Source organism: Bacillus cereus group sp. Sample62, assembly GCF_036851315.1.
GTDB lineage: Bacteria > Bacillota > Bacilli > Bacillales > Bacillaceae_G > Bacillus_A > Bacillus_A wiedmannii.
The window spans coordinates 3,681,857-3,698,099 of sequence record NZ_JAFLPK010000001.1 but is presented as its reverse complement, the minus strand read 5'-3'; the positions used below and the strand labels follow the sequence as shown (position 1 = coordinate 3,698,099).

Below are 16,243 nucleotides of genomic sequence, written 5' to 3'. Positions count from 1 at the left end.
GTAGAATAAAATCCCTCACCTAACTCGAGGTGAGGGGTTTTACTGCGTGTAAGAGTAAAATGAAGAGGTGCGAATAAATGAAACAAAGTATGGTATTCAGTCCTACATTACGTGAAGTTCCAGCTGATGCGGAGATTAAGAGTCATCAGTTATTACTTCGTGCAGGTTTTATGCGTCAAAATGCTTCTGGTATTTATAGTTTTCTACCATTTGGATTAAAAGTACTACACAAAGTAGAACGTATCGTTCGAGAAGAAATGGAGCGCGCAGGAGCTGTAGAATTATTAATGCCAGCGATGCAAGCTGCAGAATTATGGCAAGAATCAGGCCGTTGGTATTCTTACGGATCTGAATTAATGCGTATGAAAGATCGTAACGCTCGTGAATTCGCATTAGGAGCGACACATGAAGAAGTAATTACGGATCTTGTACGTGATGAAGTGAAATCATATAAAAAATTACCGTTAACATTGTACCAAATTCAAACAAAATTCCGTGATGAACAAAGACCTCGTTTCGGTTTATTACGTGGAAGAGAGTTTCTAATGAAAGATGCATACTCTTTCCATGCTACACAAGAGAGCTTAGATGAAGTATACGATCGCTTATACAAAGCATACTCTAACATTTTTTCTCGTTGTGGCTTGAATTTCCGTGCAGTTATTGCTGACTCTGGAGCAATGGGCGGAAAAGATACGCATGAATTTATGGTATTATCTGAAGTTGGTGAAGATACAATTGCATACTCTGATACATCTAATTATGCAGCAAACATCGAAATGGCTCCTGTGGTAGCTACGTATACGAAGAGTGATGAAGCAGAAAAGGCACTTGAAAAAGTAGCAACACCAGATCAAAAAGCAATTGAAGAAGTATCTGCATTCTTAAACATTGAAGCTGACAAGTGCATTAAGTCTATGGTATTTAAAGTAGATGAGAAATTAGTAGTTGTACTTGTTCGTGGTGATCATGAAGTAAACGATGTAAAAGTGAAAAACGTATACGGCGCTTCAGTTGTTGAGCTTGCTTCTCATGAAGAAGTGAAAGAATTATTAAACTGTGAAGTTGGTTCTCTAGGACCAATTGGTGTAACAGGTGATATCGAAATTATCGCTGACCATGCTGTAGCATCAATTGTTAACGGATGTTCAGGAGCAAACGAAGAAGGATTCCATTATGTAAATGTAAATCCAGAACGCGACTTTAAAGTAAGTCAATATACAGATTTACGCTTCATTCAAGAAGGAGACCAATCTCCAGACGGAAATGGAACAATTCTTTTCGCACGCGGAATTGAAGTTGGTCATGTATTCAAATTAGGAACACGTTATAGTGAAGCAATGAACGCAACATTCCTAGATGAAAACGGAAAAACACAACCACTTATTATGGGTTGTTACGGTATCGGTGTATCTCGTACAGTGGCAGCAATCGCAGAGCAGTTTAATGATGAGAACGGTTTAGTTTGGCCAAAAGCTGTTGCACCATTCCATGTGCATGTAATTCCAGTAAATATGAAATCTGATGCGCAACGTGAAATGGGTGAAAACATCTACAACTCATTACAAGAGCAAGGGTACGAAGTATTACTAGATGATCGTGCAGAACGTGCAGGTGTTAAATTTGCGGATGCAGATTTATTTGGCCTTCCAGTTCGCGTGACAGTTGGTAAAAAAGCAGACGAAGGTATTGTAGAAGTGAAAGTACGTGCTACAGGCGAGTCTGAAGAAGTGAAAGTAGAAGAACTTCAAACATATATTGCAAATATTTTAAAATAAGAAGAGGTACCTCGTAATGAGGTACCTTCTCTTTCTTTGTAAACGTATTTTGTAAAAGAAGAAGTGAGAAATCTTTCTTTGTAGTACGTTTCAATTTATAATAGCAAATGGAAGGAGAGTGCTTATGTCTTTAACAAATGAACAACAAGAGCGATTTCAAATTTTGCTCCAGCAGTTGCAAATACCAGACGACCTTATAAATCAATATTTACAAGGTGGTGGTATTGAAAGGCTCGTTATTGATAAAGCGAATAAAAGTTGGCATTTTGATTTACAAGTGCCACGTATTTTGCCTACAGAATTATATGAATTGCTAGAAACAAAGCTTAAGCAATCATTTTCTCATATTGCAAGAACAACATTTGCATTAGAAACAGAGAATAAACAATTTACAGAAGAAGAAGTGAGGGCGTATTGGCCACTTTGTACGGAACGAATTACATTTTCACCTATGTTTGCTTACTTAAAAAAGCAGCTTCCGCAGGTGAATGGAGTGAAGTTGCTAATAAATGTGAATAATGAGCTGGAATCTACTGCTTTAAAGAAAAACGTTGCGAAACCAGTAGGGGATCAATACGAAACATTTGGATTCCCGCGTTTTCAGTTAGACACACATATACAGCAAAATACAGAAGAAATGCAAAAGTTTCGTGAGCAAACGCAGCAAGAAGATCGTGAACGTGTTATACAAGCTATGGAAGAAATGGCGAAGAAGCAAGCTGAAGAAAGTAGCGTTGTGCATGAAGGACCGGTTGTACTCGGATATCTTATTAAGCCGGATGAAGAGATTACACCGATGCGAGAAATTCAAGATGAGGAAAGAAGAAAAACAGTTCAAGGGTATGTCTTTCATGTAGAAACGAAAGAGCTACGTAGCGGCCGTACGTTATTAACTTTAAAAATAACAGACTATACGGATTCAATTATGATCAAAATGTTCTCGCGTGACAAAGAAGATATTCCAATGCTGCAATCCTTGAAAAAAGGAATGTGGGTGAAAGCGCGTGGTTCTGTTCAAAATGATACATTCGTTCGAGATTTAGTAATGATTGCAAATGATATAAATGAAATAACAGGACCGTCTCGTAAAGATAAAGCGCCAGAAGGTGAAAAACGTGTAGAACTGCATCTTCACACACCGATGAGCCAAATGGACGCTGTTACTCCTGTTTCTAGACTTGTTGCCCAAGCAGGTAAATGGGGACATGAGGCGATTGCTGTTACAGACCACGCTGTTGCGCAGTCTTTCCCAGAGGCATATTCTGCGGGTAAAAAGGCTGGGGTTAAAGTTATATATGGTGTTGAGGCGAATTTAGTTAATGATGGTGTACCGATTGCATATAACGAAGCGCATCGTTTACTTGCAGAGGAAACGTATGTTGTTTTCGACGTTGAGACGACAGGTTTATCAGCTGTATATGATACAGTTATCGAGTTAGCGGCTGTAAAAGTAAAAGGTGGCGAAATTATTGACCGCTTTGAATCTTTCGCAAATCCACATCAACCATTATCTGCGACGATTATTGAATTAACAGGTATTACAGATGATATGTTAACGGATGCACCAGAAGTGGACGAAGTGTTTAAAAAGTTTGAAGAATGGATGGGCGACCATACACTTGTTGCTCATAACGCAAGTTTTGATATGGGTTTTATTAACGTAGGTTTTAAAAAGGCTGGACTAGAAAAAACGAATAATCCTGTTATTGATACGTTAGAACTTGCAAGATTCTTATTCCCGGAAATGAAAAACCATCGATTAAATACGATGTGTAAAAAGCTTGATATTGAATTAACGCAACATCACCGTGCGATTTATGATACAGAAGCAACGGGATACTTACTTGTGAAAATGTTAAAAGATGTGATTGAAAAGGGATTTGAATATCACGATCAATTAAATGATAGCATGGGGCAAGGGGATGCGTATAAGCGTGGACGTCCAAGTCATATGACGTTACTTGCGACATCAGATGTAGGATTGAAAAATTTATATAAACTTGTTTCCTATTCTCACCTAAATTACTTTTACCGTGTACCACGAGTACCAAGGTCACTATTAAAAAAATATCGTGAAGGAATTTTAGTAGGAACGGCTTGTGATAAAGGTGAAGTGTTTGAGGCGATGATGCAAAAAGCTCCTGAAGAGGTAGAAGAAATTGCGCAGTTCTATGATTACATTGAAGTAATGCCTCCAGAGGTGTTACGTCATTTAGTAGAGCGTGAACTTGTTCGAGATGAGGGGCAATTAAAAACAATTATTTCTAACTTAGTAAAACTAGGTGAGACGTTAGATAAACCAGTTGTTGCTACAGGAAACGTGCATTATATAGACCCAGAGGATGCGATGTATCGCAAAATTTTAGTCAGTTCGCAGGGCGGAGCCAATCCGTTAAACCGACATTCATTACCGCCTGTACATTTCCGTACAACGGATGAAATGTTAGAGTGTTTTTCATTCTTAGGTGAAGACATAGCGAAAGAAATTGTTGTAACGAATACACAAAAGGTTGCATCATTAATTGGTGATGTTCATCCAGTGAAAGATGATCTATATACACCGAAAATTGAAGGTGCAGATGATGAGACGCGTGACATGAGTTATAAAATGGCGCGTAGCATTTATGGTGAAGAGTTACCTGAAATTGTAGAAGCGCGTTTAGAAAAAGAATTAAAAAGTATTATTGGGCATGGATTTGCCGTAATTTATTTAATTTCACATAAGCTTGTGAAAAAATCGTTAGTAGACGGATATTTAGTAGGTTCGCGTGGATCGGTAGGTTCATCATTCGTTGCAACGATGATGGAAATTACAGAAGTAAACCCATTACCACCACACTATGTATGTCCGAAGTGTAAGCAATCAGAATTCTTTAATGATGGTTCTGTAGGTTCTGGTTTTGACTTGCCGGATAAAGAGTGTCCTGCATGTAATGTTCCATACGTGAAAGATGGACATGATATTCCGTTCGAAACGTTCCTTGGATTTAAAGGAGATAAGGTACCCGATATCGATTTGAATTTTTCCGGGGAATACCAACCGCGTGCCCATAACTATACGAAAGTACTGTTCGGTGAAGATTACGTATACCGTGCGGGTACAATAGGTACAGTTGCGGAAAAAACTGCTTATGGATATGTAAAAGGTTATGCAAACGATCATAATTTAACGATTCGAAATGCGGAGATTGACCGCTTAGTAGCAGGATGTACAGGCGTAAAACGTACAACCGGACAGCATCCAGGTGGGATTATCGTTGTGCCAGATTACATGGACATCTTTGATTTCTCACCAATTCAGTTTCCGGCGGATTCAATAGGGGCTGAGTGGAGAACGACACACTTTGATTTTCACTCCATTCATGATAATTTATTGAAACTTGATATACTAGGACACGATGATCCGACTGTTATTCGTATGCTACAAGATTTAAGTGGTATTGACCCGAAAACAATTCCGACAGACGATCCGGAAGTAATGAAAATTTTCTCTGGGCCAGAAACGTTAGGGGTAACGGAAGAACAAATTAACTGTAAAACAGGTACACTTGGTATACCAGAGTTTGGTACGAAATTCGTAAGGCAGATGTTAGAAGAGACGAAACCTACGACATTCTCTGAGTTAGTCCAAATTTCTGGACTATCACATGGTACAGACGTATGGCTTGGTAATGCAAACGAGTTAATTTATAACGGTACATGTACGCTGAGTGAAGTTATCGGTTGTCGTGATGACATCATGGTATATTTAATCTATCAAGGTTTAGACCCATCATTAGCCTTCAAAATCATGGAGTCAGTTCGTAAAGGTAAAGGTGTACCGGAAGAATGGGAAGATGACATGAAAAGTAATAATGTACCAGGTTGGTATATTGATTCATGTAAGAAAATTAAGTACATGTTCCCTAAAGCCCATGCGGCTGCTTACGTACTTATGGCTGTACGTATTGCATACTTTAAAGTACATTTCGCGCTTTTATTCTATGCGGCATACTTTACAGTTCGTGCAGATGACTTTGATATAGAGGCGATGGCGAAAGGTTCAGCATCTATACGTGTAAGAATTGATGAAATTGCGCAAAAAGGTTTGGATGCAGCGCCGAAAGAGAAAAGTTTATTAACAGTACTAGAAATGACACTGGAAATGTGTGAGCGTGGATACTCATTCCAAAAGGTTGATTTATACCGTTCGCATGCAACAGAATTTATTATTGATGGGGATACTTTAATTCCTCCATTTAATGCAGTGCCTGGACTGGGTACAAACGCAGCTTTAAGTATTGTAGAAGCACGCAAAAATGGAGATTTCTTATCAAAAGAAGATTTACAGCAGCGAAGTAAGGTTTCGAAAACAATTATTGAGTATTTAGATAGTCAAGGTTGCTTAGGCGATCTACCGGATCAAAACCAGTTATCACTGTTCTAATAGGTAGGAAAAGTCTTTGCAAATCAACATTTGCTATGGTATACTATTAACCGAGATAACCATGTCATGTATATTGTGTAAAAAAAAGAGTGGGGAAACCCACTCTTTCGTGTTACTATCTACGTTTTATTGATGTGGAGAGGTAAGAAATTTCTGTCGTATATACATATTTTGTTACAAGTTTTACTTCTTAAATTTGGTAATACTAAGACAGATATTCCCTGCTAAACGGCAGGGGCTTTTGTTAGCTAACGAGAAAGAATAAGATGGACCGTTTTTATGAACGGGGTCTTTTCTTGTAAATGGTACATGGCGGCAGGAAGGAGGCTGTTTATGGATAAGAAAGTCACAGAAGTTGTAGAAGCATTTGCGCAGCCGATCGTTGAAGAGTTAAATCTTGAACTTGTAGATGTAGAGTATGTGCAAGAAGGACAAGACTGGTTCTTACGCGTATTCATCGATTCTGAAAAGGGAGTCGACATTGAAGAATGCGGTGCGGTAAGTGAACGTTTAAGCGAAGCTTTAGATAAAGAGGATCCAATTCCTCATCTTTACTTTTTGGATGTATCATCTCCTGGAGCGGAACGCCCATTAAAGAAAGAGAAAGACTTCCAGCAAGCGGTAGGAAAACAAGTGGCAATTAAAACATATGAGCCGATTGATGGTGAAAAAATGTTTGAAGGAAAGCTACTTTCCTACGATGGTACTACAATTACACTATTATTAACAATTAAAACACGTAAAAAAGAAATCCAAATTCCAATGGATAAAGTTGCAAATGCGCGACTTGCTGTTACGTTTTAGTTAGAAGGGGGATCTTCATGAGCACTGAGTTGTTAGATGCCTTGCTCGTATTAGAGTCAGAAAAAGGAATTAGCAAAGATATTATTATTGATGCGATTGAAGCAGCGTTAATCTCTGCTTATAAACGCAATTTTAACCAAGCACAAAACGTTCGTGTGAGCTTTAACCCAGAAGTGGGAACAATTCAAGTATTAGCACGTAAAGATGTTGTTGATAATGTGTTTGATCCACGTCTTGAAATTTCTGTTGAAGAAGCAAGACAAATTAATCCAAACTATCAAGATGGTGACGTACTAGAAATTGAAGTAACACCAAAAGATTTCGGTCGTATTGCAGCACAAACTGCAAAACAGGTTGTAACACAACGAGTGCGCGAAGCAGAGCGTGGTGTTATTTACTCTGAGTTTAGTGACCGTGAAGAAGATATCATGGTGGGTATTGTACAACGTCAAGATGCTCGTTTCATCTATGTAAGCTTAGGGAAAGTAGAAGCTTTATTACCTGTAAGTGAGCAAATGCCAAACGAACAGTACAAACCACATGATCGTATTCGCGTATTCATTACGAAAGTAGAAAAAACAACGAAAGGACCACAAATTTACGTATCACGTACACATCCTGGTCTTTTAAAACGTTTATTCGAAATGGAAGTTCCTGAAATTTATGATGGAACTGTTGAAATTCGTTCTGTAGCACGTGAAGCTGGCGATCGTTCTAAAATTTCTGTACATGCAGAGAACATTGATGTTGATCCAGTAGGTTCTTGTGTAGGACCGAAAGGACAACGTGTACAACGCATTGTAGACGAATTAAAAGGCGAAAAGATTGACATCGTTCGCTGGTCAAATGATCCAGTAGAATATGTTGCAAATGCTTTAAGCCCATCACAAGTTGTTAAAGTGCTTGTAGATGAAGAAGAAAAAGCAACAACAGTTGTTGTTCCAGACCACCAACTGTCATTAGCTATTGGTAAGCGTGGACAAAATGCACGTCTTGCAGCTAAATTAACAGGTTGGAAAATTGATATTAAGAGTGAGTCTGATGCGAAACAACTTGGTATTGTAACAGAAGAAGATAGCGTAATCGCATTCGGATTCGATTCAGTTGAAGACGAAATCGAATAGAGGTGATGAGTATGAGCAATCGAAAAGTTCCGTTACGAAAATGTGTTGCAACGCAAGAAATGAAATCAAAACGAGAGCTCGTTCGCATTGTTCGTTCCAAAGAGGGAGAAGTGTCCATTGATTTAACTGGAAAGAAATCAGGACGAGGTGCTTATTTATCAAAAGATAAAGAAAGTATTCTTCAAGCCCAAAAGAAAAATGTTTTGGAACATCATCTAAAAGCGAAAATCGACGGTTCTCTATACGAAGAGCTTCTTGAGCTTGTTGAGAAGGAGTCGAAATAAGTGTCCGATTGGAAATCGTTTTTAGGACTAGCAAACCGGGCTCGGAAAATTATTTCGGGTGAAGAACTTGTTTTAAAAGAAGTACGAAGTGGCAAAGCAAAACTTGTATTGCTATCTGAAGATGCGTCAGCAAATACTACAAAACGCATCACGGATAAAGCGACGTATTACAACGTACCAATGAGAAAGGTCGAAAATCGACAACAATTAGGGCATGCGATTGGGAGAGACGAGCGAGTCGTTGTAGCTGTGTTAGATGAGGGCTTTGCGAAAAAGCTGCGTAGCATGCTCGATACAAATTACCGGGGGTGAAGGTATGAGTAAAATTCGAGTGCATGAATATGCAAAACAACATAATATCTCAAGTAAAGATCTTATGACAAAACTAAAAGAAATGAATATCGAGGTTTCGAATCATATGACAATGTTAGACGATGAAGTAGTAAACAAATTAGATAATGCGTACCAAACTGAAAAACCTTCTGTTGCAGATGAGTTTGAAGTAGAAGAAAAAGTTGTTCGTAGTAAAAAGAACAGCAATAAGAAAAAGAAAAAAGGCAAAGGAAATGAAGACAAACGTCAAGATAACTTTGCTGGAAGACAACAAACACAAATTGTAGAAACACCAGATAAACTTACTTTCTCTGGAAGTCTTACAGTAGGTGAGCTTGCTAAAAAATTAAGCAAAGAGCCGTCTGAAATTATTAAGAAGCTCTTTATGCTTGGAATTATGGCAACAATTAACCAAGACTTAGATAAAGATACAATTGAGTTAATTGCTACTGATTATGGTATTGAAGTAGAAGAAGAAGTAGTTGTAAGTGAAACTGAATTTGAAACGTTCATCGATGAGCAAGATGATGAAGAGAACTTAAAAGAGCGTCCAGCTGTAGTTACAATTATGGGGCACGTTGACCATGGTAAAACAACTTTACTTGACTCTATCCGTAATTCAAAAGTAACTGCAGGCGAAGCAGGTGGAATTACTCAGCATATTGGTGCATACCAAGTTGAAGTAAATGACAAGAAGATTACATTCTTAGATACGCCTGGTCACGCGGCATTTACAACGATGCGTGCTCGTGGTGCGCAAGTAACGGATATTACAATCCTTGTTGTTGCAGCTGATGACGGTGTTATGCCACAAACAGTTGAAGCGATTAGCCATGCGAAAGCAGCTGGAGTACCAATTATTGTAGCTGTGAATAAAATGGATAAACCAGCGGCAAATCCTGATCGTGTAATGCAAGAATTAACAGAATATGAATTAGTTCCAGAAGCTTGGGGCGGAGATACAATTTTCGTACCAATTTCTGCAATTCAAGGTGAAGGAATTGACAACTTACTAGAAATGATCCTTCTTGTAAGTGAAGTAGAAGAATATAAAGCAAATCCAAACCGCTATGCAACTGGTACTGTAATCGAAGCACAGCTTGATAAAGGTAAAGGAACTATCGCGACATTACTTGTTCAAAACGGTACACTTCGAGTTGGAGATCCAATCGTTGTTGGTACTTCATTCGGACGTGTTCGTGCAATGGTAAGTGATATTGGTCGTCGTGTAAAAGTTGCTGGTCCATCAACTCCTGTTGAAATTACAGGTTTAAACGAAGTACCACAAGCGGGAGATCGTTTCATGGCATTCGCTGATGAGAAGAAAGCTCGTCAAATCGGTGAATCACGTGCACAAGAAGCGTTAGTTGCTCAACGTGGTGAAAAATCTAAATTAAGCCTTGAAGATTTATTCCAACAAATCCAAGAAGGCGATGTAAAAGAAATTAACTTAATTGTGAAAGCAGACGTACAAGGTTCTGTAGAAGCAATGGCAGCGTCACTTCGTAAAATTGATGTTGAAGGTGTTAAAGTTAAAATTATCCATACAGGCGTAGGTGCGATTACAGAATCTGATGTTATTTTAGCTTCTGCATCTAATGCAATTGTAATTGGATTTAACGTACGCCCTGATGTGAATGCGAAGCGTACAGCTGAATTAGAGAATGTTGATGTTCGTTTACACCGTATTATCTATAAAGTAATCGAAGAAATCGAATCAGCAATGCAAGGTATGCTGGATCCAGAATTCGAAGAAAAAGTAATCGGTCAAGCGGAAGTACGCCAAACATTCAAAGTAACAAAAGTTGGAACAATCGCAGGTTGTTACGTAATTGACGGTAAAATTACACGTGATAGTGGCGTGCGTATTATCCGTGATGGCGTAGTAATTTTCGAAGGACAACTTGATACGTTAAAACGTTTCAAAGATGACGTAAAAGAAGTTGCACAAAACTATGAGTGTGGTATTACAATTGAGAGATATAATGATCTTAAAGAAGGGGACATCATTGAAGCGTACATTATGGAAGAAGTGAAGCGATGATTATCGCTTCACTCTCATTCGAGTGTATGATTTACGATGTGCATTCTTTAAAAGAGAAACGAGCAATTTTGCAACGGGTGCTAACTCGTGTGAAGCAGCGTTATAATGTAGCTGTTTCAGAAGTAGGGCATCAAGATGTATGGCAACGTACAGAAATTGCAATTGTTTCTGTATCCTCTAATCGTGTTATTTGTGAAAAAGAAATGAATCGTGTACTCGAGTACATCGATTCATTTCCTGAAATTGAACGTACAATAACACAATTGGAATGGTATTGAATGAGGTGAAGAGTTATGAAATTACGTGCAAACCGTGTAGGCGAGCAAATGAAAAAAGAATTAGGCGACATCATCAGTCGTAAAATTAAAGATCCACGTGTTGGATTTGTTACAGTAACAGATGTACAAGTGAGTGGAGATTTACAAATTGCTACAGTATATATTTCTGTTTTAGGTGATGAGGAACAGAAAGAAAGTACATTAAAAGGTTTAGCGAAGGCAAAAGGCTTCATTCGTTCAGAAATTGGCCAGCGTATTCGTCTTCGTAAAACACCGGAAATTTCCTTTGAGTTTGATGAGTCTATCGGATATGGTCATCGAATTGATACACTTTTACATCAAATTAATAAAGACGGTAAACGTGAAGAATAATGGATAGACATTTGTCTATCCATTTTTTCAATGCAAAATTAATTTCGGATAACTACTATGAAAGAATTATGACGAGGTGAACATATATGGAAGGTGTAGTATTATTACATAAGCCAAAAGGCATGACATCACATGATTGTGTATTTAAATTAAGAAAGATATTGCGTGAGAAACGAATTGGTCATACAGGAACATTAGATCCAGATGTAACAGGAGTATTACCTATTTGTGTAGGACGAGCAACGAAGATTGCACAATTTTTAACAAGTGAGACGAAAACTTATGAAGGTGAAGTAACACTTGGATTTTCAACGACAACTGAAGATGCTTCTGGTGAAGTTGTTGAAACGAAAAATGTAGATCGTGTTATTACTCGTAAGGAAATAGAGGGGGTTCTTGCTGCATTAACAGGTACGATTGAACAAATGCCTCCGATGTTTTCAGCTGTAAAAGTTAACGGGAAAAAATTATATGAATATGCAAGAGCAGGACAAGAAGTTGAACGTCCAGTTCGTACAATTACAATTCATGAATTTGTATTACTAGATGACCGTGAAGTGTTTGAGGGGGAAAATATTTCATTCCGTTTCCGTGTAACGTGTAGTAAAGGGACATATGTAAGAACGTTAGCAGTAATGATTGGTGAAAAACTTGGTTTTCCATCACATATGTCTCACCTTGTAAGAACAGCTTCTGGTGAATTTTTATTAGAAGATTGCATATCATTTGAAGAAATTGAAGAAAACGTGCAAAATGGAACAGTAGAGTCTATCTTCATTTCAATTGATGAGGCGTTAAGTAAGTTCCCGAAAATGGTTGTAGATGAAAAGCAAGCAGAGAAAATAAAGAATGGTATGTTCTTAAAAAATGAATTGCAAATAACAGCGCCATTTATAACAGTGTTTGATAAAAATGATCGCTGCCTTGCAATTTTTGAGCACCATCCAAAACACCCTGGTATGCTAAAGCCGATGAAAGTACTTGTGAATAATCAAGAACTAAAGCTATAATGAATTATTGGAAGGATTATTACAGAAAAAGGTGAATTCAAGCGTGAAACTTATTCATTTAACTCATCCACATGAACAAAAAAAAGTAGAATTACCACCTACTGTAATGGCATTAGGATTTTTTGATGGCATTCATTTAGGACATCAATGTGTGATTCGAACTGCGAAACAAATAGCTGATGAACGAGGATATAAAAGTGCAGTTATGACATTTTATCCGCACCCATCTGTTGTTTTAGGAAAAAAGGAAGCGCATGCGGAGTATATTACACCAATGTGTGATAAAGAAAAAATAGTCGAAAACTTAGGGATCGATATATTATATGTTATTAAATTTGATGAATCGTTTGCAGGCTTATTGCCACAACAATTTGTAGATGATTATATTATTGGTTTGAATGTAAAGCATGTAGTAGCAGGTTTTGATTATTCATATGGACGTTTAGGAAAAGGAAAGATGGAGACTTTACCATTTCATGCAAGAGGGGAGTTTACACAGACTGTGATTGAAAAAGTTGAATTTCAAGAAGAGAAAGTAAGTTCTACAGCATTACGAAAGTTAATTCGAAATGGCGAAATGGAACAAATTCCATCTATTTTAGGTAGAGCATATACAGTAGGGGGAACGGTTGTACACGGTGATAAGCGTGGATGCCAAATTGGTTTTCCCACAGCTAATGTAGGTTTAAGTGATGAGTATCTATTACCACCTGTAGGTGTTTATGCAGTGAGATTAAAAGTTCACGATGAATGGTACGATGGTGTATGTAATATTGGATATAAACCAACTTTTAAAGAAGATGAGCGTCAATTATCTATTGAAGTGCACTTATTTGAATTTAACAAAGACATATATGATCAAAACGTTACAGTAGAGTGGCATATGCGTATAAGAGAAGAGAAGAAATTCAATGGCATCGAAGAATTAGTTGAACAAATTGCAAAAGATAAGAAAACAGCACAAGAATATTTTGCGAACGAAAAGAATATACTTGCTTTTTCAAATGAAAAGTAGTATTCTATGTTATGTACTTTATGACAACCATTGCTTGGCATTGCGACTCACCGACGCTTGCTAGGTAATTGGGGGTTTAATTAATAGGAGGTGAAATAGGATGGCTTTAACACAAGAGCGTAAAAATGAAATCATTGCACAATTTAGAACTCATGAGACTGATACTGGTTCTCCAGAGGTTCAAATTGCTGTCCTAACGGAGCAAATTAACACTCTAAACGAGCACTTACGTACTCACAAGAAAGATCATCATTCACGTCGTGGTCTATTAAAGATGGTTGGTAAACGTCGTAACTTACTAACTTACCTTCGTAATAGCGATATCACACGTTACCGTGAATTAATCACAAAGCTTGGCTTACGTCGATAGTCAAAGAAGCGGGAATATTCCCGCTTTTTTGTTAGGTAAAAATATATCTTCTACCCTTTATAGCTTACTTCATTTTCGGTAATACTAGAGGTAGAATATTGTGATATACTATCCATTTACATAGAAGAATTGAATACTTTAAATTGAGAGGGGTACTTAAATGAGTCAAGAAAAGCAAGTCTTCTCGATAGATTTAGCTGGTCGCCAGCTAACAGTTGAAACAAGTCAGCTTGCGAAGCAAGCGAACGGAGCAGTATTAGTAAGATATGGCGATACAGCGGTTCTATCTACAGCAACTGCATCAAAAGAACCAAAAAATGTAGATTTCTTCCCACTTACAGTAAACTATGAAGAGCGTTTATATGCAGTCGGAAAAATTCCTGGCGGTTTCATTAAACGTGAAGGTCGTCCGAGTGAAAAAGCAATTTTGGCAAGTCGTTTAATCGACCGTCCAATTCGTCCACTTTTCGCAGATGGTTTCCGTAACGAAGTACAAGTTGTCAGCATTGTAATGAGTGTTGATCAAGATTGTTCTTCTGAAATGGCAGCTATGCTTGGTTCTTCATTAGCGTTATCGATTTCAGATATTCCATTTGAAGGCCCAATCGCGGGTGCAACAGTTGGTCGTATTAACGGCGAATTCGTTATTAATCCAACAGTAGAACAGCAAGAACAAAGTGATATTCACCTTGTTGTGGCTGGTACGAAAGATGCAATTAACATGGTTGAAGCAGGAGCAGATCAAGTGCCTGAAGAAACAATGTTAGAAGCAATTATGTTTGGACATGACGAAATTAAACGTCTAATTGCATTCCAAGAAGAGATTGTACAAGCTGTAGGTAAAGAGAAAACAGAAGTGAAACTTTATGAAGTTGACGCTGATCTTAATCAAGCTGTACGTGAAATGTCTGAGAAGGATATGCATTCTGCAATTCAAGTACATGAGAAACATGCACGTGAAGATGCAATTAACGAAGTGAAAAAGCGTGTAATTGAGCATTACGAAGCGCAGGAAGCTGACGCTGATACATTAGGACAAGTAAGTGAGATTTTATATAAAATTGTAAAAGAAGAAGTACGTCGTCTTATTACAGTTGAAAAAATCCGCCCAGATGGCCGTAAAGGTGACGAAATCCGTCCATTAGCATCAGAGGTTGGTATTTTATCTCGTACACACGGTTCTGGTTTATTCACACGTGGACAAACACAAGCATTAAGTATTTGTACATTAGGTGCATTAGGTGATGTGCAAATTTTAGATGGTCTTGGTGTAGAAGAATCAAAACGCTTTATGCACCATTACAATTTCCCATCATTTAGTGTTGGTGAAACAAGACCGATGCGTGGACCAGGTCGTCGTGAAATTGGTCACGGTGCACTAGGAGAACGTGCTCTTGAGCCTGTAATTCCATCTGAAAAAGATTTCCCATATACAGTACGTCTTGTATCTGAAGTTTTAGAATCAAATGGTTCTACTTCACAAGCAAGTATTTGTGGTAGTACTTTAGCAATGATGGATGCTGGTGTTCCACTTAAAGCTCCAGTTGCAGGTATTGCAATGGGTCTAGTTAAAACTGGTGAGCATTACACAATTTTATCTGATATTCAAGGTATGGAAGATCATTTAGGTGATATGGACTTTAAAGTAGCAGGTACAGCAAAAGGTGTAACTGCACTGCAAATGGACATTAAAATCGATGGTCTATCTCGTGAAATTTTAGAAGAGGCATTACAACAGGCGAAAGTTGGTCGTGTGCACATTCTAAATCATATGTTATCTGTTATTGCAGAGCCACGTACTGAATTATCAGCTTATGCTCCAAAGATCATTACAATGACAATTAACCCAGATAAAATCCGTGACGTTATTGGGCCGAGCGGTAAACAAATCAATAAAATTATTGAAGAAACTGGCGTTAAAATTGACATCGAGCAAGATGGTACAGTATTCATTTCTTCAATAAATCAAGAAATGAATGACAAAGCTAAGAAAATTATCGAAGATATCGTTCGCGAAGTACAAGTAGGTGAAATCTACGAAGGAAAAGTGAAACGTGTTGAGAAATTCGGTGCTTTCGTTGAATTATTCAGCGGTAAAGACGGATTAGTGCACATTTCTGAACTTGCACTTGAGCGTGTAGGTAAAGTAGAAGACGTTGTGAAAATCGGTGATGTAATTACAGTTAAAGTTATCGAGATTGACAAGCAAGGTCGCGTGAATCTATCTAGAAAAGTATTGCTAAAAGAAGAGCAAGAAAAAGAAGCTGCTAAAGAAGAAAACAAACAAGAGCAGCAATAAGTAAAAGCCAGTTAAACTGGCTTTTTTTGTTATGTAAAAAATATGGTTTATATATATTTTTATGTCAGTATAGGTATAGTTTTCATTATAACGCTCAAATTAACAA

At 37.8% G+C, this 16,243-nt stretch carries 13 protein-coding genes; all 13 read left to right on the top strand.

Going from position 1 to position 16,243, the window contains the following annotated elements:
• The first annotated feature begins 77 nt into the window (after window positions 1-77).
• Entirely contained in the window at window positions 78-1,778 is a 1,701-nt protein-coding gene (locus J0835_RS18660) for a proline--tRNA ligase (protein ID WP_087981657.1), read from the top strand.
• Between the two features lie 124 nt (window positions 1,779-1,902).
• Window positions 1,903-6,204: a PolC-type DNA polymerase III gene (locus J0835_RS18655; protein ID WP_087981656.1), complete on the top strand. Its 4,302-nt coding sequence runs from the start codon at window positions 1,903-1,905 to the stop codon at window positions 6,202-6,204.
• Window positions 6,205-6,537: 333 nt separating this feature from the next.
• Window positions 6,538-7,008: a ribosome maturation factor RimP gene (gene rimP / locus J0835_RS18650; protein WP_000359098.1), complete on the top strand. Its 471-nt coding sequence runs from the start codon at window positions 6,538-6,540 to the stop codon at window positions 7,006-7,008.
• Window positions 7,009-7,025: 17 nt separating this feature from the next.
• Window positions 7,026-8,132, top strand: coding sequence for a transcription termination factor NusA (gene nusA, locus J0835_RS18645; RefSeq protein WP_000102596.1), 1,107 nt, complete (start codon window positions 7,026-7,028; stop codon window positions 8,130-8,132).
• A gap of 11 nt (window positions 8,133-8,143) precedes the next feature.
• Window positions 8,144-8,416, top strand: coding sequence for an RNase P modulator RnpM (rnpM, locus tag J0835_RS18640; RefSeq protein WP_000071127.1), 273 nt, complete (start codon window positions 8,144-8,146; stop codon window positions 8,414-8,416).
• Window positions 8,417-8,728 carry a YlxQ family RNA-binding protein gene (locus J0835_RS18635; RefSeq protein WP_001286521.1) on the top strand — a complete coding sequence of 104 codons (312 nt, stop codon included), beginning with the start codon at window positions 8,417-8,419 and terminating at the stop codon, window positions 8,726-8,728. It abuts the gene before it with no gap.
• 4 nt (window positions 8,729-8,732) lie between these two features.
• Entirely contained in the window at window positions 8,733-10,793 is a 2,061-nt protein-coding gene (infB, locus tag J0835_RS18630; RefSeq protein ID WP_087981655.1) for a translation initiation factor IF-2, read from the top strand.
• The gene (locus J0835_RS18625) at window positions 10,790-11,071 is read left to right on the top strand and encodes a DUF503 domain-containing protein (protein WP_000582364.1); all 282 of its coding nucleotides are present in this window, start codon (window positions 10,790-10,792) and stop codon (window positions 11,069-11,071) included. The genes infB and J0835_RS18625 overlap by 4 nt, the downstream gene beginning before the upstream one ends.
• 15 nt (window positions 11,072-11,086) lie before the next feature.
• On the top strand, window positions 11,087-11,443 hold the full coding sequence (gene rbfA / locus J0835_RS18620; protein ID WP_000776445.1) for a 30S ribosome-binding factor RbfA: 357 nt from the start codon (window positions 11,087-11,089) through the stop codon (window positions 11,441-11,443).
• Window positions 11,444-11,529: 86 nt separating this feature from the next.
• Window positions 11,530-12,453: a tRNA pseudouridine(55) synthase TruB gene (truB, locus tag J0835_RS18615; protein ID WP_087981654.1), complete on the top strand. Its 924-nt coding sequence runs from the start codon at window positions 11,530-11,532 to the stop codon at window positions 12,451-12,453.
• A 43-nt stretch (window positions 12,454-12,496) separates the two neighbouring features.
• Entirely contained in the window at window positions 12,497-13,468 is a 972-nt protein-coding gene (gene ribF / locus J0835_RS18610) for a bifunctional riboflavin kinase/FAD synthetase (RefSeq protein ID WP_087981653.1), read from the top strand.
• A 100-nt stretch (window positions 13,469-13,568) separates the two neighbouring features.
• Complete coding sequence (rpsO, locus tag J0835_RS18605) at window positions 13,569-13,838, top strand: 30S ribosomal protein S15 (protein WP_001229392.1); 270 nt, start codon at window positions 13,569-13,571, stop codon at window positions 13,836-13,838.
• A gap of 160 nt (window positions 13,839-13,998) precedes the next feature.
• Window positions 13,999-16,137, top strand: a complete 2,139-nt coding sequence (pnp, locus tag J0835_RS18600; protein ID WP_000076761.1) for a polyribonucleotide nucleotidyltransferase — start codon at window positions 13,999-14,001, stop codon at window positions 16,135-16,137.
• The last annotated feature ends 106 nt before the right edge of the window (window positions 16,138-16,243 follow it).